23 protein-coding genes, 2 tRNA genes and 2 pseudogenes are annotated in these 26895 nt (G+C 70.2%); 13 read left to right on the top strand and 14 right to left on the bottom strand.

Annotated features, from left to right (window positions below):
• Positions 1–76 precede the first annotated feature (76 nt).
• Complete coding sequence (locus ACSHXN_RS21350; protein ID WP_355135156.1) at positions 77–991, top strand: RNA polymerase sigma factor SigF; 915 nt, start codon at positions 77–79, stop codon at positions 989–991.
• A gap of 86 nt (positions 992–1077) precedes the next feature.
• Positions 1078–1800: a hypothetical protein gene (locus ACSHXN_RS21345; protein WP_438303535.1), complete on the top strand. Its 723-nt coding sequence runs from the start codon at positions 1078–1080 to the stop codon at positions 1798–1800.
• Between the two features lie 35 nt (positions 1801–1835).
• Here the strand turns inward: ACSHXN_RS21345 and ACSHXN_RS21340 are convergent, their stop codons facing one another.
• Positions 1836–2030 (bottom strand): hypothetical protein, encoded by a 195-nt coding sequence (locus ACSHXN_RS21340; protein ID WP_355135152.1) that lies wholly within the window; start codon positions 2028–2030, stop codon positions 1836–1838.
• A gap of 255 nt (positions 2031–2285) precedes the next feature.
• Here ACSHXN_RS21340 and ACSHXN_RS21335 point away from each other — a divergent pair, with 255 nt between their 5' ends.
• The 4 genes from ACSHXN_RS21335 to ACSHXN_RS21320 all read left to right on the top strand — a co-directional run bounded on the left by ACSHXN_RS21335 (position 2286) and on the right by ACSHXN_RS21320 (position 6788).
• The gene (locus tag ACSHXN_RS21335; RefSeq protein ID WP_355135150.1) at positions 2286–2789 is read left to right on the top strand and encodes a MarR family winged helix-turn-helix transcriptional regulator; all 504 of its coding nucleotides are present in this window, start codon (positions 2286–2288) and stop codon (positions 2787–2789) included.
• Positions 2790–2811: 22 nt separating this feature from the next.
• Entirely contained in the window at positions 2812–5334 is a 2523-nt protein-coding gene (locus tag ACSHXN_RS21330; protein ID WP_438303534.1) for an MFS transporter, read from the top strand.
• Positions 5335–5443: 109 nt separating this feature from the next.
• Positions 5444–6265, top strand: a complete 822-nt coding sequence (locus ACSHXN_RS21325) for a YceI family protein (RefSeq protein ID WP_355135146.1) — start codon at positions 5444–5446, stop codon at positions 6263–6265.
• Between the two features lie 49 nt (positions 6266–6314).
• On the top strand, positions 6315–6788 hold the full coding sequence (locus ACSHXN_RS21320; protein ID WP_438303533.1) for a PPOX class F420-dependent oxidoreductase: 474 nt from the start codon (positions 6315–6317) through the stop codon (positions 6786–6788).
• A 25-nt stretch (positions 6789–6813) separates the two neighbouring features.
• Here ACSHXN_RS21320 and ACSHXN_RS21315 read toward each other — a convergent pair whose 3' ends face one another.
• The 8 genes from ACSHXN_RS21315 to ACSHXN_RS21280 form a co-directional block, all read right to left on the bottom strand.
• Positions 6814–7584, bottom strand: a complete 771-nt coding sequence (locus ACSHXN_RS21315) for a TetR/AcrR family transcriptional regulator (protein WP_355135142.1) — start codon at positions 7582–7584, stop codon at positions 6814–6816.
• Positions 7585–7826: 242 nt separating this feature from the next.
• Positions 7827–10058: a glycosyltransferase family 39 protein gene (locus tag ACSHXN_RS21310; protein WP_438303530.1), complete on the bottom strand. Its 2232-nt coding sequence runs from the start codon at positions 10056–10058 to the stop codon at positions 7827–7829.
• Entirely contained in the window at positions 10055–11557 is a 1503-nt protein-coding gene (locus ACSHXN_RS21305; protein ID WP_438303528.1) for a glycosyltransferase, read from the bottom strand. Before ACSHXN_RS21305 ends, ACSHXN_RS21310 begins: the two co-directional genes overlap by 4 nt.
• Before the next feature lie 14 nt (positions 11558–11571).
• A complete protein-coding gene (locus ACSHXN_RS21300) occupies positions 11572–13239 on the bottom strand; it encodes a HAMP domain-containing sensor histidine kinase (protein WP_438303527.1) in 1668 nt (555 codons plus the stop codon).
• Positions 13236–13976, bottom strand: coding sequence for a response regulator transcription factor (locus ACSHXN_RS21295; protein ID WP_355135134.1), 741 nt, complete (start codon positions 13974–13976; stop codon positions 13236–13238). Before ACSHXN_RS21295 ends, ACSHXN_RS21300 begins: the two co-directional genes overlap by 4 nt.
• 241 nt (positions 13977–14217) lie before the next feature.
• Complete coding sequence (locus ACSHXN_RS21290) at positions 14218–14568, bottom strand: antibiotic biosynthesis monooxygenase family protein (RefSeq protein ID WP_355135132.1); 351 nt, start codon at positions 14566–14568, stop codon at positions 14218–14220.
• Positions 14569–14677: 109 nt separating this feature from the next.
• Positions 14678–15544: a DUF2797 domain-containing protein gene (locus ACSHXN_RS21285; RefSeq protein ID WP_356112367.1), complete on the bottom strand. Its 867-nt coding sequence runs from the start codon at positions 15542–15544 to the stop codon at positions 14678–14680.
• Positions 15545–15609: 65 nt separating this feature from the next.
• Positions 15610–16365: a hypothetical protein gene (locus tag ACSHXN_RS21280; protein WP_438303524.1), complete on the bottom strand. Its 756-nt coding sequence runs from the start codon at positions 16363–16365 to the stop codon at positions 15610–15612.
• A gap of 164 nt (positions 16366–16529) precedes the next feature.
• On the opposite strand from ACSHXN_RS21280, the gene ACSHXN_RS21275 reads away from it, so the two are divergent.
• Both ACSHXN_RS21275 and ACSHXN_RS21270 read left to right on the top strand, forming a co-directional pair.
• Entirely contained in the window at positions 16530–16994 is a 465-nt protein-coding gene (locus tag ACSHXN_RS21275) for a hypothetical protein (protein WP_356295095.1), read from the top strand.
• Positions 16995–18159: 1165 nt separating this feature from the next.
• Positions 18160–18375 (top strand): hypothetical protein, encoded by a 216-nt coding sequence (locus ACSHXN_RS21270; RefSeq protein WP_355135124.1) that lies wholly within the window; start codon positions 18160–18162, stop codon positions 18373–18375.
• Between the two features lie 55 nt (positions 18376–18430).
• Here the strand turns inward: ACSHXN_RS21270 and ACSHXN_RS21265 are convergent, their stop codons facing one another.
• Entirely contained in the window at positions 18431–18982 is a 552-nt protein-coding gene (locus tag ACSHXN_RS21265; RefSeq protein ID WP_438303523.1) for a YcxB family protein, read from the bottom strand.
• A gap of 269 nt (positions 18983–19251) precedes the next feature.
• Entirely contained in the window at positions 19252–20730 is a 1479-nt protein-coding gene (locus ACSHXN_RS21260) for a beta-propeller fold lactonase family protein (RefSeq protein WP_438303522.1), read from the bottom strand.
• Between the two features lie 1304 nt (positions 20731–22034).
• Here ACSHXN_RS21260 and ACSHXN_RS21255 point away from each other — a divergent pair.
• A complete protein-coding gene (locus ACSHXN_RS21255) occupies positions 22035–23207 on the top strand; it encodes a Kelch repeat-containing protein (protein WP_438303521.1) in 1173 nt (390 codons plus the stop codon).
• A 217-nt stretch (positions 23208–23424) separates the two neighbouring features.
• Here ACSHXN_RS21255 and ACSHXN_RS21250 read toward each other — a convergent pair.
• Positions 23425–23949 (bottom strand): annotated as a pseudogene (locus ACSHXN_RS21250) (GntR family transcriptional regulator); the annotation flags it as partial.
• On the opposite strand from ACSHXN_RS21250, the pseudogene ACSHXN_RS21245 reads away from it, so the two are divergent.
• The 3 genes and pseudogenes from ACSHXN_RS21245 to ACSHXN_RS21235 all read left to right on the top strand — a co-directional run.
• Positions 23945–24196, top strand: a pseudogene (locus ACSHXN_RS21245) (replication initiation protein); the annotation flags it as partial. The pseudogenes ACSHXN_RS21250 and ACSHXN_RS21245 overlap by 5 nt on opposite strands.
• Positions 24193–24399 carry an excisionase family DNA-binding protein gene (locus ACSHXN_RS21240; protein ID WP_438303520.1) on the top strand — a complete coding sequence of 69 codons (207 nt, stop codon included), beginning with the start codon at positions 24193–24195 and terminating at the stop codon, positions 24397–24399. The pseudogene ACSHXN_RS21245 and the gene ACSHXN_RS21240, both read left to right, overlap by 4 nt.
• Positions 24396–25622: a site-specific integrase gene (locus ACSHXN_RS21235; protein ID WP_438303519.1), complete on the top strand. Its 1227-nt coding sequence runs from the start codon at positions 24396–24398 to the stop codon at positions 25620–25622. The genes ACSHXN_RS21240 and ACSHXN_RS21235 overlap by 4 nt, the downstream gene beginning before the upstream one ends.
• Before the next feature lie 77 nt (positions 25623–25699).
• Here ACSHXN_RS21235 and ACSHXN_RS21230 read toward each other — a convergent pair.
• Both ACSHXN_RS21230 and ACSHXN_RS21225 read right to left on the bottom strand, forming a co-directional pair.
• Positions 25700–25772 (bottom strand) — tRNA-Arg (locus tag ACSHXN_RS21230).
• 219 nt (positions 25773–25991) lie between these two features.
• Positions 25992–26082 (bottom strand) — tRNA-Ser (locus tag ACSHXN_RS21225).
• Between the two features lie 302 nt (positions 26083–26384).
• Here ACSHXN_RS21225 and ACSHXN_RS21220 point away from each other — a divergent pair.
• A complete protein-coding gene (locus ACSHXN_RS21220; RefSeq protein ID WP_355128509.1) occupies positions 26385–26864 on the top strand; it encodes an SSI family serine proteinase inhibitor in 480 nt (159 codons plus the stop codon).
• Positions 26865–26895: the final 31 nt, after the last annotated feature.

Raw genomic sequence — 26895 nt, 5'->3', positions numbered from 1 at the left:
CGGTATTCAGGTGGAGGCTGCGTTCCCGACGACGGGAGCGTCCGCCGCGACCGTCCCGCGACCCAAAGGGGGTGGCATGTCCGCAGACCAGGGCAGCTCGAAGGTGCTCACGCTCATGCAGAGCGACTCCGCGCCCGATGTGCTTCAGGACCTTCAGGCCCCTCAGGACCTCCCGAGCGCCGAGACCGTTCCGGTCCCCGAGGCCCAGAGCGTCCCCTCCGGCCACGAGGCCATCGACACCCGCACCCTGTCCCGCTCCCTCTTCCTGCGGCTCGCCACCCTCGACGAGCACAGCCCGGAGCGCGCCTACGTCCGGGACACGCTCATCGAACTGAACCTCCCGCTCGTGCGGTACGCGGCCGCCCGCTTCCGCAGCCGCAACGAGCCGATGGAGGACATCGTCCAGGTCGGCACGATCGGGCTGATCAAGGCGATCGACCGCTTCGACTGCGAGCGGGGCGTGGAGTTCCCGACCTTCGCGATGCCGACGGTCGTGGGCGAGATCAAGCGCTTCTTCCGGGACACGTCCTGGTCGGTGCGTGTACCGCGCCGCCTCCAGGAGCTGCGCCTGGCCCTCACCAAGGCCAGCGACGAGCTCTCGCAGAAGCTGGACCGCTCCCCGACGGTCACCGAACTCGCCGCCGTGCTCGGCGTGTCGGAGGAGGACGTGGTCGACGGCCTCGCCGTGGGCAACGCCTACACGGCGTCCTCGCTGGACTCCCCGGCCCCCGAGGACGACGGCGGTGAGGGCTCCCTCGCGGACCGCCTCGGCTACGAGGACTCGGCCCTGGAGGGCGTGGAGTACCGCGAGTCCCTCAAGCCGCTGCTGGCCAAGCTTCCGCCCCGTGAGCGGCGGATCATCATGCTGCGCTTCTTCGCGAACATGACGCAGTCGCAGATCGGCGAGGAGGTCGGGATCTCGCAGATGCACGTCTCGCGGCTGCTGACCCGCACGCTGGCGCAGCTGCGGGAGGGCCTCATCTCGGACTGAGCCGAGGGGAGACCGGGACCTGGGCCCGGGGACGACCCGGCCGCCCGAGGGTTCCTCATTGACGGGTCGTCAGCCACACTGGCGCAATGCTTCGAGCGACGTGGTGGCGGGGTCGCCGAGGGGCCCTGATCGGTGCCTCGGCGACCGTCGCATGTCTGGTCGGCATTCCGGCCGCGTGCGCGGGCGGCTCGGGCGGCGGCGGATACGTCGCGGTCGGGCCGGCGGGCGGCACCCCGGTCGCCTCCGGTGCCGCGGTGGCGCCGACGGGGGATGTGACGCTGGTGCCGCTGGAGGCGGCGGAGAGCCGCCGGGAGAGGGGACGGCGGCATCCGCCCGCCGAGGCCGGCACCTCGGCCCCGCCACAAACGTCTCCCACGGCCACCCGCGCCCCGGACGGCACTCCGCACAGCACCGCACCCGCATCCCGCACCCCCGACTCCCCACCCCCGAAGGCGGGTTCGCCGACATCGACGGCAACCGCCCCGCCTGCTAAGCCGGGTGGACCGCCGGCGCTGAGCGTGGGTGCACCCGTACGGGAGCCCACGGACCGGCGCCGGTGCGAGAAGGTCACCCTCTCCCTGCGCAACACCGGGGGCAGCGCGGTGCGTTCGGGCACGGTCGCCTTCGGCACGCACATCATCGGCGCGCTCGGGATCGACTGGGCGACGGTGGAGTCCACGGGCACCCTGCCGTCGCCGATCGCCGCCGGGGCGTCGACAAGCAAGACCTGGACGGTGTGCGTCGACGCATGGCGCGTGCCGCTGGGCATGCACATCGAGACACGGGACGTGTCCGTCCAGTGGAAGTGAAGGTGGCAGCGGAGCAGGGCTTCGCCCTGCTCGTGCTACTTCAGCGCCAGCCAGGCGACCGCGGCGACGATCACCACGACGGCGATGACGCCCACGATCAGACCGACGCGCGGCCCTGACGAGACGGCCGCCTGATTTCGGTCCTGCGGGGCCTCGTCGACGAACGCACGGAACATCTGCGTGTTGCCGGAGGGGTCGTAGTTGCCCTGGGGGCCCTGGGTGTTAGCCATGGCCCGAGACCCTAGCGAAAACGCGGAGGCTGCCCAAGTGCGGGTGCCCTTCCGCCGCCCGGCGGCCGGGAGACGGGACTGTGACCTCACTGTGGGACCACTGTCAGGACCGGCCGGGCCCATGCGGTCCACCTGGGGATTTACGTTCGCCAATACTTGCCTTTGCCAAGTTTTTAGCCCGGGGATCCCGATTTAGTTTGCCTGCGGCAACCAACCGATTTATGGTTGCCCTAAGCAACGATACTGGGAGGGGTGATGGCCGAGCGAGCGCAATACGAAGAGCTGGCGCGTCAGCTCGGCGCCATCGGTGCCGTGACGCGGGACATGGGGCGGATCCTGCCGCCCGACTGCCCGGGCGGCTCCGCCGCCGTACTGACACTGCTCGGCCGCTACGGGGACATGCGCATGAGCAAGCTCGCGGAGTTGCTCGCCGTCGACATCTCCGTCACGAGCCGCCATGTCGCGCAGGTCGCGGAACGCGGCTGGATCGAGCGCTCCCCCGATCCCGCGGACAAGCGCTCCCGCATCCTGCGCCTGACGGTCTCCGGCCGGATCCGGCTCGACGAGCTGTCCCGGCGGACCACCGAGCTGCTCGCCGAGCGGCTGAGCGACTGGTCGCAGGACGACGTCGACCTGCTCATCCAACTGATGGCGCGGCTGCGGGCCAGCTTCGGCGACTGCCGCTCAGCCCCCCGGCTGGTGCAGCTCACGCCGGCGACGCCATCCGTTGCAGACCGGACCACCCGTACACCCGCATAAAGAACGGAAGAAAAGGAAGCCCATGGCAACGACCACACCAGCCGGTGTGCGGGCTCACGCCAAGCACGGGGGAGGCCTCCCGGACGGCGCTCCGATGACCCACCGGCAGATCATGGAGGCCCTGTCCGGGCTGCTGCTCGGCATGTTCGTGGCGATCCTGTCGTCCACGATCGTCTCCAACGCGCTGCCGCACATCATCGGCGACCTCGGCGGAGGCCAGTCGGCCTACACCTGGGTCATCACGGCCTCCCTGCTGGCCATGACCGCGACCACCCCGCTGTGGGGCAAGCTCGCGGACCTGTTCAGCAAGAAGGCACTCGTCCAGATAGCCCTGATCATCTACGTACTCGGCTCGATGGCCGCGGGTCTGTCGCAGAACCCCGGCATGCTCATCGCCTGCCGAGTCGTCCAGGGCGTCGGCGTCGGCGGTCTGTCCGCACTGGCGCAGATCGTCATGGCCGCGATGATCTCCCCGCGCGAACGCGGTCGCTACTCCGGCTACCTCGGCGCGACCTTCGCCGTCGCCACCGTCGGGGGCCCGCTGATCGGCGGTGTCATCACCGACACCTCGTGGCTCGGCTGGCGCTGGTGCTTCTACGTCGGTGTCCCCTTCGCGGTCATCGCACTGATCGTGCTCCAGAAGACCCTTCACCTGCCCGTGGTGAAGCGGGACGTCAAGGTCGACTGGGCCGGCGCGTTCTTCATCTCCGCCGCCGTCTGCCTGCTGCTGGTCTGGGTCACCTTCGCCGGTGACAAGTACGACTGGGTGTCGTGGCAGACCTACACCATGGTGGCCGGTTCGATCGTCCTCGGACTGATCTTCGTCCTCGTCGAGTCCCGGGCCGCCGAGCCGATCATTCCGCTGCGTCTGTTCCGCAACCGCACCATCACCCTGTCGTCGCTCGCCTCGCTCTTCGTCGGCGTCGCGATGTTCACCGGCACGGTGTTCTTCGCCCAGTACTTCCAGCTGGCACGGGACGAGTCCCCGACCATGTCCGGCGTGCTCACCATCCCGATGATCGGCGGCCTGTTCGTCTCCTCCACCGTCTCCGGCCAGGTCATCACCAGGACGGGCAAGTGGAAGGCCTGGCTGGTCAGCGGAGGCGTGCTCGTGACGGCCGGCCTCGGTCTGCTGGGCACCATCCGCTACGACACGCAGTACTGGAAGATGGCCGTGTTCATGGCACTGATGGGCCTCGGCATCGGCATGATGATGCAGAACCTGGTGCTGTCCACCCAGAACCAGGTGGAGCCCCAGGACCTCGGCTCGGCCAGCTCCACGGTCACCTTCTTCCGCTCCCTCGGCGGTGCGATCGGCGTCTCCGCGCTCGGCGCGATCATGGCCCACCGGATCACCGACTACGTCCGGGACGGCCTCGCCGACCTGAGCCCCAAGTACGCACGGCTCGCCGCCACGGCGGGCTCCGACGGCGCCATCCCGGACCTGGGGAAGCTGCCCAGGCCGCTGCGCACGGTCATCGAGAGCGCGTACGGCCACGCCATCGCCGACGTCTTCCTGATCGCCGCCTGCCTGGCGTTCCTCGCCTTTGTGACCACGCTGTTCATCAAGGAGGTCCCGCTGCGGACCAGGGGCGGTCTGGCGCAGGCGGCGGCCGCGGAGTCCGAGGCCGAGGAGGCCCCCGCGGCCGCGGCCGAGGCTGCCGCGCCCGTCGAGGAGCAGGTCCCGAGCTGGGCGGTGTCGAGCGCCGAGGCCGCTCCCGACGGCGCACAGCGGCCGGCCGCGGTCGCCACACTGGCCCCGCCCACCTCCGCCGGTGCAGGCGGTGGCGTACCGGTCCGCGGCTTCGTCCGCGGCGCCGAGAGCGCCCCGGTCGCGGGGGCAGCCGTCACCCTGATTTCCCTCGGGGGCCGGCAGCTCGGCCGGTCGGTCGCGGGTCCCGACGGTTCCTACGCCGTGGACGCGCCGGGCTCCGGCAGCTACGTCCTGATCGCCTCCGCCGACGGCTTCCAGCCGCAGGCCTCGACCGTCGTCGTGCACGAGGAGCCGGTGTCGTTCGACATCCTGCTCAGCGGCACCAGCGGTCTGAGCGGTGTCGTGCGGGCCGCCGAGACCGGGCTGCCGGTCAAGGACGCGATGGTGATCGTCACGGACGTCCGCGGCGACCTGCTGGCCACCGCCGCCACCGGTGAACAGGGCGAGTTCTCCTTCGCCGAGCTCGTGCCCGGCTCCGTGACCCTCGCGGTGAACGCCGCGGGGCACCGGCCGCGGGCACTGCCCGTGGAGGTCGGCGCCACCGGGGTCACCAGGATCGAGATCGACCTCGACTCCGGTGCCCAGGTGCAGGGTGTCGTACGCGCCCCGCACGGACCCCTCGCGGACGCCCGCGTGACGCTGGTGGACGCGGCGGGCAACGTGGTCGGCACGGCCATGACCGGCGCGGACGGGGCATACGCCTTCACCGACCTGAACAGCGGTGAGTACACCGTCATCGCGACGGGCTACCCGCCGCAGGCGACGGCGGTCACGGTGCACGGCCGCGGCGTCGACGACCACGACATCGAACTGGCCCACCCGGGCGAGTAGTCGGCGCCGGCTCGTGGGGGCGCACCGTGAGCACGAGGTGCGCCCCCGTGAGCCGGATTTTTTTGAGCCTTCTACGGGGATATTCAAGGATTTAGAGGGAGACCACACGATGGGACTGACCGCACGGATCCGTACGCGGGACGGATGGGCCGTCACGCACGCGGTCGTCACCGTGACCGACATGACCGGTACCCAGGTCGTGCGTGCCGAGGCGGACAAGGACGGCGTCGTACGGGATGCCACCGCGCTGAACCCCGGCGCCTACACGGTGATCGTCACCGCGGTCGGGTACGCGCCCGCGGCGTCCAGCGCGATCGTCACGGCAAGCGGTCGGGCCGAGGTCGGCACCGTGACGCTGGCCCGTCAGGGCGGCACCGAGCTGCCGCCACCGGGGCCGTGGACCATCGACCCGGCGCACTCCTCCGTGGCCGCGGTCGCCCAGCACCTGGGGATCTCCAGCGTGCACGGCCGCTTCACCGAGTTCGCCGGGCGTATCGAGATCGCCCCGGACGACGTGGCGAAGTCCCGGGTCGAGGCCGTCATCAGCGCCGCGTCCATCACCACCGGCAACGGCATGCGCGACGCCCATCTGCGCTCGGACGACTTCCTCGACACCGACACGTATCCGGAGATCGTGTACCGCTCGACCGGCCTGACCGACGCGGGCTCCGACCGCTGGACGGTCCACGGCGAGCTGGCCCTGCGCGGTGTCGTACGCCCGGTCGACCTGGACCTCGTCTACCTCAGCAGCGGCTCGGACCCGTGGGGCGGGACCAGAGCGGCCTTCCGCGCGACGACGGAACTGCGCCGGGAGGACTTCGCGATGAACTTCAACCAGGTGGTCCAGGCGGGCGTCGCCCTGGTCGGTACGACGCTCAAGGTCGAACTGGACATCCAGGCGGTGCGGGGCGACTCGCTGCCGCAGGCATAGGCACAGCAGGGTCACGCTGATCCGGGGGGTCTGCCCCTAGGCTGCCCCCATGGCACCGAACATCGCGACGAACACCGGCGTGACCCTGGACGAGCTGCTGGACTTCGTACGGCCCCGCCACCGCGCCATCCTGCTGACGCGGCGCGCCGACGGCAGCCCCCAGGGCTCGCCGCTGACCTGCGGGGTCGACGACTCCGGGCGGATCGTGGTCTCCACGTACCCGGAGCGCGCCAAGACCCGCAACGCCAAGCGCGACAAGCGCGTCAGCCTGATCGTGCTCAGTGACGACTGGAACGGGCCGTGGGTCCAGATCGACGGCACGGCCGAGGTCATCGACACACCGGACTCCGTCGAACCGCTCGTCGAGTACTACCGCAACATCGCGGGAGAGCACCCGGACTGGGACGAGTACCGCGCGGCCATGGTCAAGCAGGGCAAGTCGATCATCCGGGTCACCCCGCTGCGCTGGGGCCCGGTGGCGACGGGCGGCTTCCCGGCGCGCCTGGTGCCCTCGGAGGACTGACCGCTCCCCGGGCGCCCGGCGGGGCTCAGCCCCGCACGATCATCGCCTCGATCCCCGCGACCAGCGTCTCCAGCGCGAACGTGAAGTCCCGTTCGCGCATCTCCTCCACCGTGTCGCCGCCGCGGGCCTCCATGAGGTCCGCGGCGTGGTGCACCACCTCGGTCAGGTCGGGGCTCTCCGTCACCGCGCTCATGGCGTGGCGGAAGTAGTCGTCCTGGCTCAGCCCGGCCACCGCGCAGCGCTCGATGAAGCGGCCCTCGATCGTGCCGAAGCCGTACACGAACTGGAAGACGGCCGCGATCGCGCCCATCTGGCCGTGTGCGGGCAGCCCGGTCAGCCGGATCACCCGCTGCACGGCGAGCGAGAAGGCGACCGCGTGCGGGCCGATGTTGAGGAAGGTGCCGGCCAGCGGCGACAGCCACGGGTGGCGCACCAGCAGCGCCCGGTACTCGCCGGCGAGCGCCCGCAGTTGGTCGCGCCAGTCCTCGCCCGAGTCGCCGGCGGGCAGCCGCATCTCGCCGTAGGCCGCGTCCAGGGCCAGCTCCAGCAGGTCGTCCTTGGTGTCCACGTACCAGTAGACCGACATGGCCGTCACGTTCAGCTCGGCGGCCAGACGGCGCATGGAGAACTTCGGCAGCCCCTCCGCGTCCAGCAGGCCTACGGTCACCTCGGTGATCCGATCGCGGTCCAGGCCCGAGGGCTGGCCGCCGCGCGAGCCTCCGCCCCGCGGCGCCTTGCCCTCCAGCCAGACGCTGGTACGCGCCGGACGCTCCGCCCGCTGGGCTGCCTTCACCATGGCGTACCTTTCTCGACACTTCGACCTGCTCACGATGCTAGGCGCCCGGCGGCCGCGCGGGACCATGACACCTCGCCGCGACCCGTCCCGGGGCCAAGATCCCGGGCAGCCCCTGCGAGCAGTCCCCTCGCGGCCCATGCGGCAACTCCCGTGCCACCGGCGCCCGATCGGCACAGATGTGCCCCCGGACACGAGCGGTGGCCCGGGCACGCATGCCCGGGCCACCGCTTGGGACACCTCCGTCAGCCGGCGGACTTCCGGGTGAGGTCGTAGAAGGTCGACGAACCCACCGTCACCTTCTTGAAGTTCTTCTCCACCCACGTACTGATCTGCGAGCCGACATCGGACCCGCCGGTACCGCCACCGCCGCCGAACCCGCCGCCGAACCCGCCGCCGGCGATGAAGTAGTGGATCCTTCCCTGGGCCACGTACTTCTGGAACCGGGCCAACGTCGGGGCCGGGTCACTGCCGTTGAAGCCGCCGATCGCCATCACCGCGTGACCGGTGGCGAGTTGGTAGCTCGCAGCGTTCTGGGAACCGATGGACGCGGCCACCCAGGTGTAGTTCCCGGCGTCCTTCTCCAGCAGCTTCTTCGCCTCGGAACCGACGTTCGCCCCGTCGAGCAGACCGCCCGGACCGTTGCCGCCGCGCATACCGCCCTCGCCCGTGCCACCGCCGGGGAACCCGCCCTGCTGATCGCCCTGCGGGGTCCGGCCGTTCTGACCGTTCCGGCCCGGCATGCCCCCACCGGGGAACCCGCCGAAGCCGCCGCCCTGCCCGAATCCGGCCCCGCCGTTCCGGCCCTGGGCATTGCCGTCGCCGTTCTGCTGGTTCCGGCCGGGGAGTCCGCCGAAGCCACCGCGCACACCGCCACCGCCCCGGCCGCCCATCATGCTCGCGCCCGCCGGACCGGCCGTGACGATCGAACCGGTGTGGCCCTGGTTCACCGTGCTGAGGGTGTACGCCGTCGGCCCCGCGATCGAGGTCACGAAGCTCAGGCCCACGGCCGCGAGGGCGAGTTGCCGTCCGAGCCGGGTCACGAAGATCAGACCGAGGGCGCCGGTCAGACCTCCGACGAGGACGAACCACTTCAGCCACGGCAGATAGTCGGGCGTGCGGTCGAGGAGCACGTACCCCCAGGCGGCGGTCGCGGTGACGGCCGCGGCGAGCGTGAGCGACGCCCATGTCCTCGACCGCTCCTCCCACAGGACCGTGACGCCCATACCGACGAGAGCGGCCAGGTAGGGAGCCAGGGCCACCGTGTAGTACTGGTGGAAGATGCCCGCCATGTAGCTGAAGACGGCCACCGTCATGAGCAGTGAGCCGCCCCAGGCGAGGAACGAACCGCGGACCAGGTCCGTCCACCCGGCCCTCCTGGTGAGCACCAGGCCCGCGACGAAAAGGATCAGCGCGGCCGGCAGCAGCCAGGAGATCTGACCGCCGATCTCCGAGTTGAACATCCGGTCCCAGCCCGTGGTCCCCCACTGGCCCCCGCTGCCGCCGCCCATGCCCCCGACACTTCCGGTCTCGTCCCCGTTGATGCGGCCGAATCCGTTGTAGCCGAAGGTCAGCTCCAGGAAGGAGTTGTTCTGCGAGCCGCCGATGTACGGACGCGAGCTCGCCGGCCACAGCTCGACGATCGCGACCCACCAGCCGCCCGAGACGACCAGCGCGACGGTCGCGAGAGCCAGCTGCACGAGCCGCTTCCTCAGCCGCACGGGCGCGCAGACGCCGTACACGAGGGCCAGCGCGGGCAGGATCAGGAAGGCCTGCAGGGTCTTGGTCAGGAAGGCGAAGCCGACCGCCACGCCCGCCCACACCAGCCACTTGGTGCGGCCGTCCTCCAGCGCGCGGAGGACGAAGTGGACCGTCAGCGCCATCAGCAGGGCGAGCAGCGCGTCCGGGTTGTTGAAGCGGAACATCAGCGCCGCGACGGGCGTGAGCGCGAGCACGGCACCCGAGATCAGCCCGGCCGCGGGGCTGAACCTGCGCCGGACGGCCGCGTACACGACGGCCACGGTCATCACGCCCATGACGACCTCGGGAGCGAGGATCGCCCAGGAGTGGAGGCCGAAGATCCGCACCGACAGGGCCATCGGCCACAACGCCGCCGGAGGCTTGTCGACGGTGATCGCGTTGCCCGCGTCCAGCGAGCCGAAGAAGAACGCCTTCCAGGACGTGCTGCCTGCCTGGACCGCCGCCGAGTAGAAGGAGTTGGCGTAGCCCGAGGCACTCAGGTCGTACAGGTACAGCAGCGCGGTAGCGAGCAGCAGGCCGAGGAACGCGGGACGCGCCCAGCGCGGGTCCCCGGGCCGGCCGCGCCGGAGCCCGCGGACCAGGGGCCCCTTCGGCTCGCCGGCCCCGGCCCCGGGGCCGGGAGCGGGGACGCCCGTCGGGCCGGGCGCGGCCGGCGGCCCCCACGCGGCGGGCCCGGCGCTCCCCGGGTGACGGGGGCGGTCGTGGTCAGTGGTCATCGTGAGTTCCTCGGATCGGTGTGCTGCGGGGGCACGGTCGCGTCGCTCCAGGAGAGGCGGTCCGCGTCGGCGCGGAACCGCGTCGTGTCGTACGGCGCCCGCGCCGGGGGCCGGGGCCGCGACGGCTGCTCATCCGGCCGGTCGCGGTGGTACCGCTCGTACGGCTGGTGCTGCTCGTCGAAGGCGGTCCTCGTCGTCGAGCAGGCGGGCGAGGAAGGCCCGTGGGCGGCGACGGGCGGCACGGGCCTGCGCGAGTCGCCGTGCGGGTCCACGAACACCCAGGCCCGGAAGAGCAGAAAGCGCAGCACCGTCGCCGCGAGGTTGGCGGCGATCAGCACGGCGAGTTCCGTGGAGTGCGGGGGGTTGTCGGTCGCCGCGTTCAGGGCGGCGAGAGAACCGCTGGTGAGGCAGAGGCCGATGGCGAAGACGACCAGGCCCTGTGCCTGGTGCCGGACGGCGCCGCCCCGGCCGTGCACCCCGAAGGTGAGCCGGCGGTTGGCCGCCGTGTTGGCGATCGCCGAGACCAGCAGGGCCAGCGCATTGGCGGTCTGCGATCCCGCGACCTGTCGGAAGAGGCTGTAGAGCACCAGGTAGACGAGGGTGGACAGAGCACCGACCGCGCAGAAGCCGACGAGTTGGCGGGCCAGGCCCCGCGGCACGTCCGCGATCTCCCGGTCCCGCGGATCGTCACCGAAGGGCCGTGCGAGCCGGTCGAGTGGAAGCGAACCGCCGGCCAGCGCCCTGCCGATCCGCCACACGCCCTTGAGGTCCTCGGTCGCGGTCCTCACGATGTGCACCGTGGAGTGGGGATCGTCGACCCAGTCGACCGGCACCTCGTGGATGCGCAGACCCGCGCGCTCGGCGAGCACCAGCATCTCGGTGTCGAAGAACCATCCGGTGTCCTCCACCAGCGGCAGCAGCGCCTGGGCCACATCACGGCGGATCGCCTTGAAGCCGCACTGCGCGTCCGAGAAGCGGGCCTGCAGCGAACCGCGCAGAACGAGGTTGTAGGCGCGGCTGATGAGCTCGCGCTTGGGACCGCGCACGACGCGGGAGGTTCGGGCGAGCCGGGAACCGATCGCCAGATCGGAGTGGCCCGAGATCAGCGGAGCCACCAGCGGCAGCAGCGCGTTGAGGTCGGTGGACAGGTCCACGTCCATATAGGCGAGGATCGGGGCGTCGGAGGCGGACCAGACGGTGCGCAGGGCGAGCCCGCGGCCCTTCTGCTCCAGCCGGAAGGAGCTCACCTCCGCGATCTCCGCCGCCAGCCGCGCGGCCACCCGGGGGGTGGTGTCGGTGGAGGCGTTGTCCGCGATCGTGATGCGGAACGCGTACGGGAACGTGCGCCGCAGATGCTCGTACAGTCCGAGCACGCACGGCCGGAGGTCCTTCTCCTCGTTGTAGACGGGGATCACTACGTCCAGGACAGGCGTACCGGCGTCGCCGGCCGGGAGGTGCTCCCGCGTCGGCAGGGTGCCGGGAGAAGAGTCGGTTCGCATGGCACCGACTCTTCTCAAGCGCCCTGTCGCACCCGTGTGGTGGTGCTGTGGTGCGCCTGTGAGTGCGGTTGCGCGCCCGTTTCGTCAGCGGGCGCCGGCCCGTACGGGGTGAGCGCCGGGACGTGCACGGTGAAGACCGTCCGTCCCGGGGCGCTGTCGACCGTGACGGCACCGCCGTGCGCGGTGACGACGGCCTGCACGATGGCGAGGCCGAGTCCCGTCGAGCCGGTGGACCGGGAGCGTGCCGAGTCGCCGCGGGCGAACCGCTCGAAGACACGCGGCAGCAGTTCCGGGGGGATGCCCGGGCCGTCGTCCTGCACGTCCACGCACAGCCACGGCCCTCGCCGCTGCACACGTGCGGTGACCGTCGTACCGGGCGGGGTGTGCGTGCGGGCGTTGGCGAGCAGATTGACGAGCACCTGCTGCAGCCGTGCGGCGTCGACGGACGCCGGCGCGGGCTCGTCGGGCAGTTCCAGCCGCCAGTTGTGATCGCGTCCGGCCGCGCGCGCGTCGCTGACGGTGTCCACGACCAGCGGCACCAGATCGGTCTGCTCGAACCGGAGCGGCCGTCCCGCGTCGAGTCGGGCGAGCAGCAGCAGGTCCTCGACGAGCAGGGTCATCCGATCGGCCTCGGACTCGATCCTGGCGAGGGCGTGCCGGGTGTCCGGGCCGGTCTGCTCCCGCCCGCGTCTGGTCAGCTCGGCGTACCCGCGGATGGAGGCGAGCGGGGTGCGCAGTTCGTGGCTGGCGTCCGCGACGAACTGCCGCACACGCATCTCGCTCTGCTGCCGCGCGTGCAGGGCGCCGTGGACGTGGTCGAGCATGCGGTTGAGCGCGGCCCCCACCCGGCCGACCTCGGTGTGCGGATCGGTCTCCGACTCCGGTACCCGCTCGTCGAGGGTCACCTCGCCGGTGTGCAGCGGCAGTTCGGAGACCCGGGTGGCGGTGGCGGCGACTTTGCGGAGGGGACGGGTGGCGATGCCCACGAGGACGTGGCCGGCGATGCCGGCGGCCACGAGGCCCGCGGCGGTGACGCTCGCCTCGACCACGACGAGGGTGTTGACGGTGCTGGTGACGTCGGCGGTGGACAACCCGATGTAGAAGTTGCCGTGGGTTCCCTCCACATAGGTGACCCGGTACTCGCCGAGGCCCGGGATGTCGACGGAGTGGATGCCCCGCTTCGGCACGGAGGAGAGCGCGGCGGCCTGGGACGAGTTCAGTGCTCTGGCGACCATGCCCTTGAAGCCGCCGCTGCTGTCGTTGCGCGACTCGGCCACGGCCGCCTTGACGATCCCGCCGCGCGAGTCGACGACGGCGGCGACCGACCCCGGCTGCGCCCCACCCCGGGTGACGATGAAGTCCAGCTTGTCGTCCGTGGACTCGCCCGTGCCCGTGGAGTCCGCCACGGCCGGGGCGCCGGACGGGACCGCCGAGCCGCCGGGAGCGGGTGGCTCCCCGTCGCCGAGCGCACCCCTGGGCAGCCCCGCGGCGCGCCGGCCGGCCTCGGTGACCTGGGCGTCCTTCTGCTGATCCAGATGCCGGCTCAGCGCGATCGTGGTCACGGTGCTGATCACCGAGCACACCACGGCGATCAACGCCACCGCCGAGACGACGAGCCGTGTCCGCAGTGTGCGCGGCTGTCGCCCCCGCTTCTGCGTACGCGGCCGTCGCCGTGTGCTCATGAGACGGCGGGCTTGATCAGATAGCCGGCGCCGCGCCGCGTGTGGATCATCGGTTCACGCCCGGCGTCGATCTTCCGCCGCAGGTACGAGATGTAGAGCTCGACGACGTTGGCCTGCCCGCCGAAGTCGTAGGACCACACACGGTCCAGGATCTGCGCCTTGCTGAGCACCCGTCGCGGGTTGCGCATCAGGAAGCGGAGCAGTTCGAACTCGGTGGCGGTCAGGTGAATGCCCTGGCCGGCCCGCGACACCTCGTGGCTGTCCTCGTCGAGGGTGAGGTCACCGACGACGAGCACGGAGTCGGAGCGGCGGTCGGCGGCACCGGACCGCCGGATCAGCCCACGCAGCCGGGCCACGACCTCCTCGAGGCTGAACGGCTTGGTGACGTAGTCGTCGCCGCCCGCGGTCAGCCCCGCGATCCGGTCCTCGACGGCGTCCTTGGCCGTGAGGAAGAGCACCGGCACGTCCGGCAGTTCGCGCCGCAGCCGGCCCAGGACGGTCAGCCCGTCCATGTCCGGGAGCATCATGTCCAGGACCACGGCGTCGGGCCGGAACTCGCGGGCGCTCTGCAGGGCGCCCTGTCCGTCACCCGCGCTGCGGATCTGCCAGCCCTCGTAGCGAAGGGCCATGGACAGCAGTTCGGTGATGGACAGCTCGTCGTCCACCACCAGCACACGGACGGGGCTCCCGTCCGGCCTCAGCAGTTCGGTGCGCCCCTGGGGCGAGGTCGTGGTCATGGTGGACACCTTGTCGAGGTCCTCTGAGAGGGCCCTTTCGTCAATCTGTGATTTCCCTGAGAAACGCACAGGTGCCTCTCAGGCAACTCCTGGGAAGGCCGGGGACCGACCTGGCCTCCGGGCCCGCGACCTCCCCGTGAGGGCGGACTCGAGCCGGGGGCCGGCGGGACCGCGTCCTCAAGAACCTGTGCGTGGCCCAGGAGATGACGGTGGCTCGGAAGAGGACCCGCAAGGGACGGGCTCAGTCCCGCGGCCGCCGGAACGTATCGCTGCGCTCGACTCTGGCGACGTGCAGCGTGTACGCCTCGTACCACTGCGCGCGTCCTTGCTTCTGCGCCGTACGGTGCTCCGGATCGCTCCGCCAGGCCTCGATGGCGGCCAGGTCCCGGAAGTACCCGACGGTGATCGAGAGTCCGCCCGGGGTGTGGGCGTGGTCCATGCCCAGATACCCGGGGACGTCCCTGACCAGTTCCTCCATCCGCTCGGCGGTCTCTGCGTATCCGTTGTCCCCCTCGGTGTACACGGAGGTGAACACCACGGCGTAGTACGGCGGTTCATGGGCGGCGACAGGCGCAATGGGGTGATCGCTCATGTCATCACGATCAGTCGTGTCCGTGCCGCCCGTCCAGCCTCTTGCCGTACGGGGTCCGAAAGGTGTCCGCCTTTTGACCGTCCCACGGCGGCGGACCGGTCCTGGGCGGTCAGAACAACCCGTCCTGCACGTCCGTGTCCACCGACTTGCGTACGGGTACGGACACTTCGTCGCGTCCGGCGGCCGTCAGCTCCCACCCGGTCATCAACCGTGTGTCCAGGACCAGAAGCCCCCGCGCGGTCGCCAGATGGAGATCGGGCCCGGCGACGGCCCGCACCTGCCCGCTCACCGTGCCGCCGGCGGCGAGCTCGCTCACCACGCCGTCCGCACGGGGCAGCCCGTCGAGCCCGAACACACCGCTGTGGTCGACGGCGCGGAACGGCGCCCGCTCCAGCGACTCCGGCCAGCCGTCGAGCGCCACGGCCCGCTTGTGCAGTTCGGCCAGCTCGGCGACCCGCTCGTCGAGGGGCGGCAACCCCGCCCGCACCGCGCGCTTGCCGGCGTAGGGAATCCGGTCCGGCACCCGGAGCGCGGCCCGCAGCAGCTCCTCCGTACGCCGCGCCGCCATCAGCGGTCCGCACCCCAGCAGGCTGAAACAGACGGCGCCCTGTTCGAGGAGCCGCGCCGAGCCGCGCTCGGCCGCGGTGATCCCGACCTTGACCATGCCGGGCCCGAACCAGGCGAGATACACCCGATACGGCCGCGGGTCGTCGGCGACGGTGTCGGCGGCGACGGAGTGCGCACGGTCGAGGCGGGCGCACTCCTCGCATCGCGCACCGGTGCTCCGCCCGGCCACCTCGGCCAGGACCGGACAGGCGTGCCCACGGGCCCCCACACATGTGCGCACACCGGTCGGCAGGACGGCGAAGGCCACACGCTTGCCCCGCGCGAGAGAGCTGCGGCGCCCGCCCTCCCACGCCAGCTCGGGCCCGCCGTCACCCCACCGCAGCCCCGTACATCTCCACACCTGAGTCATCGCTTCCGAGCCTAGGCGTCACCACCGACAGCGGCGGGTCCCGGCGGATGCGCGAGCGCCGCCGTTCAGCGAACGAACCGGCCCCGATCCCCGAGAGCGGAGTCCGCCGCGGCCGTGCCGTAACGCGCCTCCCGCCGCTCCGAACGCAGGCGCAGCCAGGCGAGCGCGCATCCGATCCCGGCCAGCAGCGCGGGAACGGCCGTCTCCACCACCAGCGAACCGACCCATTCGGGGTTCATCCTCCGCGTCAGGCCGCTGGTGTACTGGCAGGTGGCCTGCGGCGGGAAGAAGCTGTACGCCAGGGTCCGCGGTGCATCGGTCCCCCAGTCCGCTCCCGCGGAGCAGACCGACGCCGGTCCGGTGAACAGCTTCCACCCGGCCAACGCGTAGAACATGAGGAAGACGGAGCCGGTGACGAAGAAGGCGGTCGCCGTGCGCCGCAGCTTTCGGCCCCTCGTCGTCGGCACCACCAGATCGCTGCCGAGCCGCGGTTCGAACCACTCCGCGATCAGCGCCACGACCAGGCAGACGGCAAGGGCCAGCAGGCTGAGCCAGAGCAGCGTGCCGAGCACTCCCGTCCCCCCGACGGAGGAGACGTCTCCACGCTCGAACTCGCAGACGGTCGCCGGAGGAAACGCCTGTTCCCGCACCCGCAGCAGCCGGCCCGGTCCCCGGATCAGCCCGTGATTGCACCGCTCGTCGAATTCGAGCATGCCGAGCAGGGCCACTGCGCAACCGACCACGAGAGCGCCGAACGAGATGCCGGCCCCCGCCCACAGACCGCTCGTCCGGTAGCTGCCATGCGTGCGTACGTTCGGCATCCGCGCACATTAACCGACCGCTTCGGTGGACGGCCCGGAAACAGGACCGGAGCGGGCCGGAAAACTCGCCGCCCGTGCCGACGACGGCGACCGTACGGGTCACCGCGCGCACACTCGACGAGGAGGTCCACCGTCTCCAATTCATCGTCATTTACACTCACGCCGTGACACAGCGTGGTGACATGGTGAGAAGTGTGATCGAAGCGCTGCGTAGCCCGCGGCGCCACTTTGTGCTCGGCGCAGCACTGCTCGTCGCGCTCGTCGCGCAGACAGCCGCGCTCGTGGCCCAGCATGTGCAGATCGACGACCTGCAGGCACAGCACATCGACCTCCAGGCGCACTCCGTCGAGTCCTGCCCCTCCGGTCCGCCCGGCCCCACCGGCCCCACCGGCCCCATCGGCCCGCCGGGCAAGGACGGCAGGGACGGCAGGGACGGCAGGGAGGGACAGGACGGACAGGACGGTCAGAACGGACGGGACGGGCGGGACGGACATGACGGCAAGGACGGGAAGGACGGGGAAAACGCCGCCGCCGCGCCGACATCGAACGAGACCCAGGACGACAGTGGCGACAGCGACGACAGCGACGACGACAGAGCCCTCCCGGCCAGTCCTTCCGCCACGCCCTGAAACGTGTTCAACCCGTGCGTGACCGCACGGGGATCACCGCGGTCGCACACGGCAACCTCCGACGAACCGCAACACCAGCAGGAGCATCACCCGAACCGGTGACCAGTGGGCCGTCCCGCGTCGGGAACACGGCCCCGTGAACTCGCTACGGAGTGTAATGGGTTGCGTGAGTAGCGTAAAAGAAGCGCTGCGAAGGCCGCGGCGTGAGCTTGTGCTCGGCGCATCAGTGATCGTCGCGCTCGTCGCGCAGACAACTGCGATCGTCGCCCACCAAGTGCAGATCGACGATCTGCGGGCACGGCACATCGACCTCCAGGGACACCTTGTCGACTCCGTCTCCCCTGGGCCGCCCGGCCCCTCCGGCCTCCCTGGCCCGACCGGTCCCACCGGCCTGCCGGGCAAGGACGGCAGGCCTGGACGGGACGGGAGACGTGGTCACCGGGGTGACAGGGGTGATACGGGAAGGAGAGGGAAGGACGGTGCGAGCGGGCAGAACGGCCTCACCGGGTCGCTGATCGAGACCCACCGGAAGAGGTCCGACCGTTGCAGGACCGGACGGGGACACCGGCAGTTGCCCACGGCACACCCGACGAACTGCGGCCCCGGCGCGAGTGCCGGCCGATCCGGTGGCCCGTCGGCTTCGCCCCGTGCCGGGATCCGGGCCGAGGGCCCGGAGTCGACGCCGCGACCCGCTCCTGAGGCCGGCGGAGGGACTTCGGGACCCTGGCGTCACCGGTCCTGGACTCCCCACGCCGATGAACCCGGCGGAGCTCCCACAACGGGCTCGGCCACGGCATGGCAGCAACCGGCCCTCCCTCGGCCCGTGTACGGGTCGCTCGGTCCGCTCGCGCTGCCGCATCCGTGACGGTGACGGTACGGCGCCCGGCCCCTGGCCGACCTCCTTGCCCGTCGACGTCCCACGACCCGGCGCGCACCGCCATCGGCAAGCTGTCCGGCTCCATGGGCGGTACCGGCCAACGCGGTTGCCGTACTTCGCCGCTGCACGGCCCCGAACTGCCGGAGGCCCCGGATCACTCCGGGGCCTCTGCTCCGTGTGCACCGGGGACCTACGGGGATCCGCCGGCTCGTCCGCGTATGGCGGCGTGGCGCCGTGCGGGGGTGTGCGCCCCTGTTGATGTCGGCTGCTGATGTCACACAACAGACCTTGGAACTGTGGCGTCCACCTGCGGCAGGCGCCGAACGGACGACGGCGCCGTACTGCAGCGCCTCCTCGACGCGGCCCGCGGCGGCGCCCGCCGACACCAGCACGATCATGGAAGTCCTCGGCCGCAGCTCGATCCGCGCGACCATGGACAGCTGCACGTTCGTACGGCTCGACTCACAGCGCCCGGCCTTCGACCGCGCCCGGGGGACGCCCTGAGAGGCAGCAGCAGCCCGGACGGTGATGACGGTCCGGCCGGTGTCCCCGTAAGCGACTAACGCCTTTTCAAGTGTCGGTCCAGGAGCGCCCGAAGCCGGTCCACATCGGCGTGCTCCCGGGCTCCCCTCTTGGGCACTACCGTGACACTGGTCGCGCGGTCACCGCCCAGCAGCACGAAGAGGCCGGGTGTCTCCAGAAACTCCCGGAACACCGTCCAGTCGATGGTCGAGGACGCCCGCTCGCCGGTGGTGACCGTGCCGCGGTCGTCGGCCACCATGCGGCACTGCCCGTACGCCTCCATGACGCTGGACATCCGCTGGGCCATGGTGCGCAGCCCCCGTACCGTGCCCCAGGACACGGCTGCCACGCAGACCACCAGCGTGAGGATCCACACGGGCAGCGTGCCCTGCTGAAGCGTCGAGAAGACGGCCACTGCGACAACCGCCATCAGCGGCCCCATGAGCACCTGGGCCCGGCCCGCCGGCGTCCGACGGGCTCGCGCACGGAGCGCCTCCTCGAAGTCCGCGGCGGTCAGCCGGTAGACGAACTCCACGGCCGTACCACGGTCCGTGTCCTGATCCGCGGAGTCCCCACCCCTGATGTTCATGAGCGGGGATCCTAGCGAGGGGATCTCGGCCGGATCAGAGCCGTCGTACCAAGATCCGTTGAACACTCCTGGTCCACTTCGGAACGCGGTTGCCGTCAAACACTGCCGTCAAGCAAAAACCAGAGGCCCCGTGGATCTCTCCACGGGGCCTCTGGTCCGATGTGCACTCGGCAGGATTCGAACCTGCAACCTTCTGATCCGTAGCTCTATAGAGATCGGTCAACGTGGGCCATAGAGGCCGTCGTTCGATCTATCCGAGTGGCTGTCGGTCATGGCCGGTTGCTGGGGTTGCTGTACTTCGTTGCTGTACCGAAACCTCCGCGCATGGGTGCGCCGTGTCTGGCGTCGTGTGTGCCGAGTCTCTGCTTCTTGTCGTGTCTGCTGTTGTGGTGGTGCGGCTTTTCGCAGTGTTTACCACGTTTGATGGTGGTGGGGTCGATGGCGGTGTTGGTGTCGGGGGTGCTGCCGCCTCCGGTGACCGTGACTGTGTTGGTGACCCGCTCCGGTGCTCTGCAGGACGCTTTGGCCGTGAGCGTAATGGTCGGGTAGCTGCTGCCGGAGGATGCGAGGGTGTCGCTGCGGGTGCAGGTGAGTGTGGCCAGGGTGCAGGCCCATCCGGTACCGGTGAGCGAAACGGGGGTCAGCCCGGTGGGCAGGGTGTCGGTCACGGTGACGGTGGTGCCGTTGGTCGGGCCGGTGCCGTGGTTGGTGACCGTGATGCTGTAGGTGTTCTTCTTGCCCTGAACGAACGCGCCGTGGTGGGTCTTGGTGACGGTCAGGGAGGGGAGCGGCGTGATGGCCACACCGTTCGGGCCGTTGCTGACGGGGATGGTGTCGGTGACCGTGTTCGTGGCCGTGTCGATCACCGACACCGTGTTCGAGTTCCGATTGGCGACGTAGGCGTGGCTGCCGTCGGGGGTGATGGCCACAAAGGCCGGGCCAGCGCCGACGGTGATGGTGTCGGTGACCGTGTTCGTGGCCGTGTCGATCACCGACACCGTGGTCCCCCCGAAATTGGTGACGTAGACCCGGGCGCCGTCGGGGGTAATGGCCATCTCGACCGGGAAGATGCCGACGGGGATGGTGGCGGTCACCGTGTTCGTGGCCGTGTCGATCACCGACACCGTGTTCGAACCCTGATTGGCGACGTAGGCACGGGTGCCGTCGGGGGTGACCTCCACACCGGTCGGGCTGTTGCCGACGGGGATGGTGGTGGTGACCGTGTTCGTGGCCGTGTCGATCACCGACACCGTGCCCGAGCCGCCGTTGGTGACGTAGGCGCGGGCGCCGTCGGGGGTAATGGCCACACCGGACGGGAAGATGCCGACGGGGATGGTGGTGGTGACCGTGTTCGTGGCCGTGTCGATCACCGACACCGTGCCCCCCGAAGCCTGATTGGCGACGTAGGCGTGGGTGCCGTCGGGGGTGATGGCCACATCGATCGGGCTGTTGCCGACGGGGATGGTGGCGGTGACCGTGTTCGTGGCCGTGTCGATCACCGACACCGTGCCCGAGTTGAAATTGGTGACGTAAGCGCGCGTGCCGTCGGGGGTGACGGCCACAGCGAACGGGCGGGCGCCGACGTTGATGGTGGCGGTGACCGTGTTCGTGGCCGTGTCGATCACCGACACCGTGTGCGACCCCTCACTGGTGACGTAGGCGTTCGGCGTGGGGGCGGCCGCCTGCGCCGGGGCCGCCGCGGCCAGGACTGGCAGGGACAGTCCCGCGAGCATGGCCAGGACCCTCATGACCAGCCGCAAGATGCCCGGGCGTGGCCCGGGCCTGCTCCGGTCCGATACCGGGCCGCATTGCGGCCCGGGCTGCTTGCCCGCATGTGGGATCACGAACGCCTCGCTTCGTCAGGAAGGGCGGCCGCGACCGGACATCACCGTCGGCGCCGACAGCGCACCGCAGCCACACACGAAATGTGACCGCTCGTCACTCTATGTATCTCGTTGTGGATGGGGCGGCCAGCACTCCGCAACCAAGGCGCCAGGCCAAGCGGTTGGGCGCACGCCGCATACGACCCGATCGACCGACCGTCAGATCAGAGCGTCTCCGTGCCCGTATGAGCTGCACAGGAGTGTCGCGCGGGACTTGCGCCAATTGCGCGTCGGCCGCGCTGAGTGCAGTTCGAGGTCGATATCCATGCACGCATCCTCGCTGCCGCCCGCTCCTTCACCCACCACTCTCCCCAGCTCCCATCCCGTATGCCGTCGACCCACACACCGTGGAGCGGGCGTGGTTCATGGCGTCCAGGTGGAGCGCCCTACTGGACGAACGACCTGGACCCCATGGGCCGCGTCTGCTCGGCTCTGCCTGGGCCGATGGCGTACGGGATGGGAGCACCCCACGCACGCTCCTACGGACCCGCGGGCGGGAACGGCGCCCCCTCCATCCCGGTGCCGGCCGATCCCCCGCCGGAGGCATTGTCTTGACCGTAGGCCGCTCTATGCGGTGATCGACTCATGGCCTTCGGCCCTATCCACGTGTGGGCGTGCGTCGGCGCAGCGCGGGCGGAGCGGGCCGGAGGCAGGAGCGTCGCCCGCAGCGGAGCCGGGAAGCGCGCCCGGCGGAGCGGAGCGCAGCCGGGTGCCTTGATGAGGTAGAGAAACCTGTAACAAGATCGCCTAAATGCATCGCCTAAATGCAGGGCAGACGGTCTGTTCGGCGTTCGGAGCCAACCGGGTGAAGGGCATACAGGCGCCAACCTGCCTGACTTCTAACAGCATTGACTGACCAGGCCACGCTTGGCTCGTCCCCGATCTACGCCCAGGCCCTGGCCGGCACCCTCGTTGACCGCGGTCATGATCCTTGGCGGCGAGGCATGCCACCGTCTGTCTTGGACCACCAGCGGCCCAACGAGGAACTAGTTTCGCCCGTTTGCCGACACCGCGAATGCACTGCGAAAACCTGACGGCATTTCAGTATGGGCCCGTGTCAAGAACCCGGAATGACTGCACGGCTCTCTGAGACATCGCCCAGGAAGGTAGGAACGTACGTGAAAGTCCGACTCAGACGGGAAAGTGGATCCCCAGGTCTGATCTCCCGGTTGCTGTTCGCGATGCTGCTGGCGCCCCTGTTTGCCCTGACGCCCACGCTCGCGAACGCCCAGGGCGTATGGCTGACGTTGCCTCACCTGAACACCGCCCGCCAAAGCCTGGCGGGGGCCACGGCGCCCTGCCCGAAGGGTGTCGCGGGGCTGAGTGGGACCTGCGTGTATGCGATCGGCGGCAACGACGGAACCGGCGTTGTAGGAACCGTGGAGGCGTACAGTCCCGCTACAAACAGGTGGGTGGCCCTGCCCTCGATGCCCACCGCCCGCCAAAGCCTGGCGGGGGCCGCCGCTCCCTGTCCAAAGAGTGTCGCGGGGCTGAGTGGAACCTGCGTGTATGCGATCGGCGGCACCGATGGCGCCCAACCGTCTCCTAACCAGCTCAACACGGTTGAGGCGTACAGCCCCGCCACAAACGCGTGGGTGACCCTGCCCCCCATGCACTCCACCCGTGACGGCCTTGCCGGAGCGACCGCGCCCTGTCCAAAGGGCGTGGCAGGGCTGAGCGGAACCTGCGTGTACGCGGTCGGCGGCGCCAACCGCAGCGCAGGAGCCACGCAGTTGAACACGGTGGAGGCGTACAGCCCGGCCACGAACTTGTGGGTGACGTTGCCCTCGATGCCCACCGCCCGCACCGCCCTCGCGGGGGCGGCCGCGCCCTGCCCGCAGGCGGTTGCTGGAGGCGGAAGTGATACGCCCCGCGAGCCCGGCGGGCGACGCAGAGCAGACCCTGATACCGAGGAAAGAAACGAGACCTGCGTGTACGCCTACGGCGGCTTTCCCGGCGGCGGTGCCCCTGATGATCTGCATCGCGCGGCGGAGACCTACGTTCCCACGGCTAATGTCTGGGCGACGTTGCCCTTGATGCCCACCGCCCGCCAAGACCTGGCGGGGGCCGCCGCGCCCTGTCCGAGGGCCGCGACGCAGACGTGCGTGTACGCGGTCGGCGGCATTGACAATGGCGTGGCTCTCGGCACATTGGAGGCTTACATTCCCACGGCCAATGTCTGGGCCACACTGCCCTCGATGCCCACATCGCGCTTTGCGCTAGCAGGGACAGCCGCGCCGTGCCCCGACGACTTGGACCGGACGTGCGTCTACGCCATTGGTGGCCGCAGCGACGGAGTCCTCCCCCAGGACACGGTGGAGGCCTTCGACATCGAAAAGTGACGCCAGCCCGGACCCTGAAGGCGGCGTCCCGGCTAATTCCGGGCGCCGCCGAGCCGGACATCACTGACCCCGCCCGGAACGCAGGACTGTAGCCCCACAGGTTCAGGAAGCCTCGTCGAGGCCTACGGCACGAAGAACCGCACGACAGGCTAGGAACCGGAAAGCATCAACTGACACAGGTCCGTCAAAGCTCAACTGATCCTAGACATGCGCGGGGTCACGCGTCGAAGTCGTACTCCAGGATGTAGGAGGCGGCATCGAGTGTCATCTCGTTGATCTCGACGGGGCGGCCTTCGTCTGCGAATGCAGTGCGGCAGATGAGGATGACGGGAGTGCCCGCGGAGATGCTCAGCTGTGCCGCTTCATGCTTCGAGGGCATTCGCGAGCGGATCTCCTCGCGGAAGTGCACTGGCTTGTAGCCGAGTTCGGCAAGCCGTGCATACGTTCCGCCGGGACCCGTGTCTTCCTGAGTGATCGCGGACCCTGCGACCACCGACGTGGGCAGGTAGCTCGTCGCGAGCAGGACGGGCTTCCCGTCCAGGACGAACCGTCGACGCCTCACGCAGACGCTGTCTTCCTCGGCCAGACCGAGGACCAGACCGAGGCGCTCGGGAGGCTCCTCCTCGGACACCGTCACCTGATCCACAACTAGTGCACGGCTCTCGACGTCGGCAGACCAGATAGAGCGGCCACTTCCCCACTGCTCCTGCGACAGACGCTGGATGCCCCGGCGCCGCCTCGGCGCCCTGCGCCAGGTCCGCGCCGACTACCGCGCCACCCAGCAACGCGCCGCCCTCGGCCTGCCCGACCCTGACGACGACCCCGAGGCAACGACGCTCACCCTCGCCCACTGGGCCTACGCCGGACACGGCCACACCCCCGGCGAATCCTGGCTCGCCGCCACCATCCACCGCGACCTCGCACAGAGCCGCGAACTCGCACGAGAAGCCCTGCACAACCAACTTGCCTGGGAGGACAGCGCAGTATGACCACCACAGTGATCCAATCGAAGTGGCACACCACGGCAGAGGTCGCGGTCATGCTGGGCTTCGGGCTCTCCAAGACCAAGATGCTGGTCCTCACAGGAGAGATCCGCTCGGTGAAGATCGGCCGCAACCGGCGCATCCTGCCGGACTGGGTTGACGAGTACATCAAGCGCGTCACCTCCGGAGCGGAGGCGACGTCGGCATGAGCGGCAAGCGCGCCAATGGGGAAGGCTCGATCTACCCCTACAAGAACGGCTTCGCCGCCTACGCCTGGGTGGGCACCCCGGAGGGCAAGCGCAAGCGGAAGTACGTCTACGGCAAGACCCGAGAAGAAGTCCACGACAAGTGGATCAACCTGCATGCCGAAGCGAAGAAGGGACCGGTTGCCACCCGGCACCGCACCCTCGCCGTGTTCCTCGCGTACTGGCTCGAAGACATCGTTAAGCCCAACCTCGCGCCGCTGACGTACGTCTCCTACGAGGGGGCAGTGCGGCTCTACATCAACCCGCACCTCGGCTCGAAGCGGCTCGACAAGCTGACCGTCCGGGACGTCCGTGAGTGGATCAACAAGCTCATCGTCACCTGCCAGTGCTGTGCGCAGGGCAAAGACGCCAAGCGTCGACCGGCTCAGCAGCGTTGCTGCGCGATCGGTGGGTGCTGCGAGGCGCACGCTTCCCGGCGAGTCGTCCAGGCGGCCCGCGATGCCCTCCGTGCGGCCCTAACCCATGCCGTGTCCGAAGAGGAGATCGGTAAGAACGTCGCTTCTCTGGTCAAGGTCCCCAAGCCACGGCGTCGCCGGATCAAGCCCTGGTCGGTCGCCGAAGCCGGTCGATTCCTCGCCGACTGCGCCGCACGCGACGACCACCTCTTCGCGGCGTGGATGCTCGTGCTCTGCCTCGGCCTGCGCCGTGGTGAGGTCCTGGGACTCACCTGGAAGTCGATCGACTTCGACACCGGCGAGATCTACGTGGATCACCAGATCCAGCGGGCCGGGCGGCAGATCCTGCACAGGGAGACCAAGACCGAGGAGTCCGACGACTTCCTTCCGGTGCCGGCGCTCTGTCTCAAGGCGCTCCGGATGCGTCGTGCCCAGCAGGCCGGCGACCGGAAAGCCGCCGGGGAGCTGTGGCAGGGCACGCACGATCTCGTCTTCACGACGAAGTACGGCACCCCGATCGAGCCGGGCAACCTCACCCGTATGTTCGCCCTGCGCGCCCGTCGCGCCGGCCTCCGCCTCATCCCGCTTCGGAACACCCGGCACACGTGCAGCTCGCTCCAGGTGGCGCTCAAGGTGCACCCCAAGGTGGCCCAGCGCATCCTGCGGCACTCACAGATCGCCATGACGATGGAGGTCTATGCGGAGGCGAGCGAGGAGGAAGTGCGGGCCGCGATCGGCAAGCTGTCGGATGCCATGGACGGCGCCGGTTAGAGCGGTTGCTGTACTTCGCTGCTGTACGCCCCTGAAACGCAAGAGGCCCCGGATCTCTCCGGGGCCTCTCACCTGTGTGCACTCGGCAGGATTCGAACCTGCAACCTTCTGATCCGTAGTCAGATGCTCTATCCGTTAAGCTACGAGTGCTTGTTCTTCTGTTTCTTCTCCGCCGCTCCCGGCCCTTGCGGCCCGCTCGCGGCGACAGGAAGAACATTACATGACTGCCGCCGCCATGTGAAATCCGTTTGGCGAACCCCTTGTGACCTGCGGAAACGCCATATCCGGCGGATACGCACGGCCCCCCTTGACAGCCCTGGGGAACACCGAAGCCCCGGCCGTACGGACCGGGGCTTCGGTGATCGAACGCGGAGGCGGAGGGATTTGAACCCTCGATGGGCTTTAAGGCCCAAACCGCATTAGCAGTGCGGCGCCATAGACCGGACTAGGCGACGCCTCCAGCACAACCGCTCCCGCGCGAGCGCGAGTGGTGCGTGCAGATGATGACACAGCCGAGCGGGGTGTCACCAATCGACCCCTACGGTACTAGGCGGAAAGGCCGCAGGGCAAAGCACTGGGCCGCGAACCGCACCGCGGATCCGGAGGCGGCGCCCCGAGGCCCGACTCCCGCCGCGTCCGCCCGGCCGCGTCCCGCGCGGCGGCCCCGCCGGCCTCCCCTACGCCGGGTCCTGCAAGCGGGCGGGAGGACCACGGCCGGCGCAGCGGGCGCAACCGTCCCCGGCCGCCGCCGTTAGTCCCGGCATGGTCCAGTTCACCTCACGCGGCATGGCTCTCGGTGCCGTCCTCCTTCTCTCCGCGGCCGCGGCACCCGCCACCGCGCATGCCCACGGCCGCGGACCCGTCCCCGGTGGTGACCGGCTCGTGGTCAGCGTGCGCCACGCGGGACGGGCCGACGGGACGTACGTACTGCGCTGCCATCCCGGCCTCGGCAGCCACCCGGACCCCGTCCGCGCCTGCCGCACGCTCGACAGACGGACCGTCTGGGGCCGGGACCCCTTCGCTCCGGTACCGCCGCGCAGTCTGTGCACGATGCAGTACGGCGGCCCGGCGACCGCGCACGTCACCGGGGTCTGGGCCGGACGGCCGGTCGACGCCCGCTACAGCCGCGGCGACGGCTGTCAGATGTCCCGCTGGGACGACCTCGTGCCCGTACTGCCGGACGTTCGTTCGCAGAATCCGCCCCGGCGGATCGCCGCCGGGGCGGGGCGGCGTCACGGGTGATACGCGGGTTCCGCCCGTCGACCTGCGCGGT

Source organism: Streptomyces sp. HUAS TT11 (assembly GCF_051553595.1).
Taxonomy (GTDB): domain Bacteria; phylum Actinomycetota; class Actinomycetes; order Streptomycetales; family Streptomycetaceae; genus Streptomyces.
This window is presented reverse-complemented; position numbering and strand designations above follow the sequence as displayed.

Coding starts and splice junctions, on each gene's coding strand:
- ACSHXN_RS21350 (WP_355135156.1), top strand. CDS start 77: ATGTCCGCAGACCAGGGCAGCTCGAAGGTGCTCACGCTCATGCAGAGC.
- ACSHXN_RS21345 (WP_438303535.1), top strand. CDS start 1,078: ATGCTTCGAGCGACGTGGTGGCGGGGTCGCCGAGGGGCCCTGATCGGT.
- ACSHXN_RS21340 (WP_355135152.1), bottom strand. CDS start 2,030: ATGGCTAACACCCAGGGCCCCCAGGGCAACTACGACCCCTCCGGCAAC.
- ACSHXN_RS21335 (WP_355135150.1), top strand. CDS start 2,286: ATGGCCGAGCGAGCGCAATACGAAGAGCTGGCGCGTCAGCTCGGCGCC.
- ACSHXN_RS21330 (WP_438303534.1), top strand. CDS start 2,812: ATGGCAACGACCACACCAGCCGGTGTGCGGGCTCACGCCAAGCACGGG.
- ACSHXN_RS21325 (WP_355135146.1), top strand. CDS start 5,444: ATGGGACTGACCGCACGGATCCGTACGCGGGACGGATGGGCCGTCACG.
- ACSHXN_RS21320 (WP_438303533.1), top strand. CDS start 6,315: ATGGCACCGAACATCGCGACGAACACCGGCGTGACCCTGGACGAGCTG.
- ACSHXN_RS21315 (WP_355135142.1), bottom strand. CDS start 7,584: ATGGTGAAGGCAGCCCAGCGGGCGGAGCGTCCGGCGCGTACCAGCGTC.
- ACSHXN_RS21310 (WP_438303530.1), bottom strand. CDS start 10,058: ATGACCACTGACCACGACCGCCCCCGTCACCCGGGGAGCGCCGGGCCC.
- ACSHXN_RS21305 (WP_438303528.1), bottom strand. CDS start 11,557: ATGCGAACCGACTCTTCTCCCGGCACCCTGCCGACGCGGGAGCACCTC.
- ACSHXN_RS21300 (WP_438303527.1), bottom strand. CDS start 13,239: ATGAGCACACGGCGACGGCCGCGTACGCAGAAGCGGGGGCGACAGCCG.
- ACSHXN_RS21295 (WP_355135134.1), bottom strand. CDS start 13,976: ATGACCACGACCTCGCCCCAGGGGCGCACCGAACTGCTGAGGCCGGAC.
- ACSHXN_RS21290 (WP_355135132.1), bottom strand. CDS start 14,568: ATGAGCGATCACCCCATTGCGCCTGTCGCCGCCCATGAACCGCCGTAC.
- ACSHXN_RS21285 (WP_356112367.1), bottom strand. CDS start 15,544: ATGACTCAGGTGTGGAGATGTACGGGGCTGCGGTGGGGTGACGGCGGG.
- ACSHXN_RS21280 (WP_438303524.1), bottom strand. CDS start 16,365: ATGCCGAACGTACGCACGCATGGCAGCTACCGGACGAGCGGTCTGTGG.
- ACSHXN_RS21265 (WP_438303523.1), bottom strand. CDS start 18,982: ATGAACATCAGGGGTGGGGACTCCGCGGATCAGGACACGGACCGTGGT.
- ACSHXN_RS21260 (WP_438303522.1), bottom strand. CDS start 20,730: ATGAGGGTCCTGGCCATGCTCGCGGGACTGTCCCTGCCAGTCCTGGCC.
- ACSHXN_RS21240 (WP_438303520.1), top strand. CDS start 24,193: ATGACCACCACAGTGATCCAATCGAAGTGGCACACCACGGCAGAGGTC.
- ACSHXN_RS21235 (WP_438303519.1), top strand. CDS start 24,396: ATGAGCGGCAAGCGCGCCAATGGGGAAGGCTCGATCTACCCCTACAAG.
- ACSHXN_RS21220 (WP_355128509.1), top strand. CDS start 26,385: ATGGTCCAGTTCACCTCACGCGGCATGGCTCTCGGTGCCGTCCTCCTT.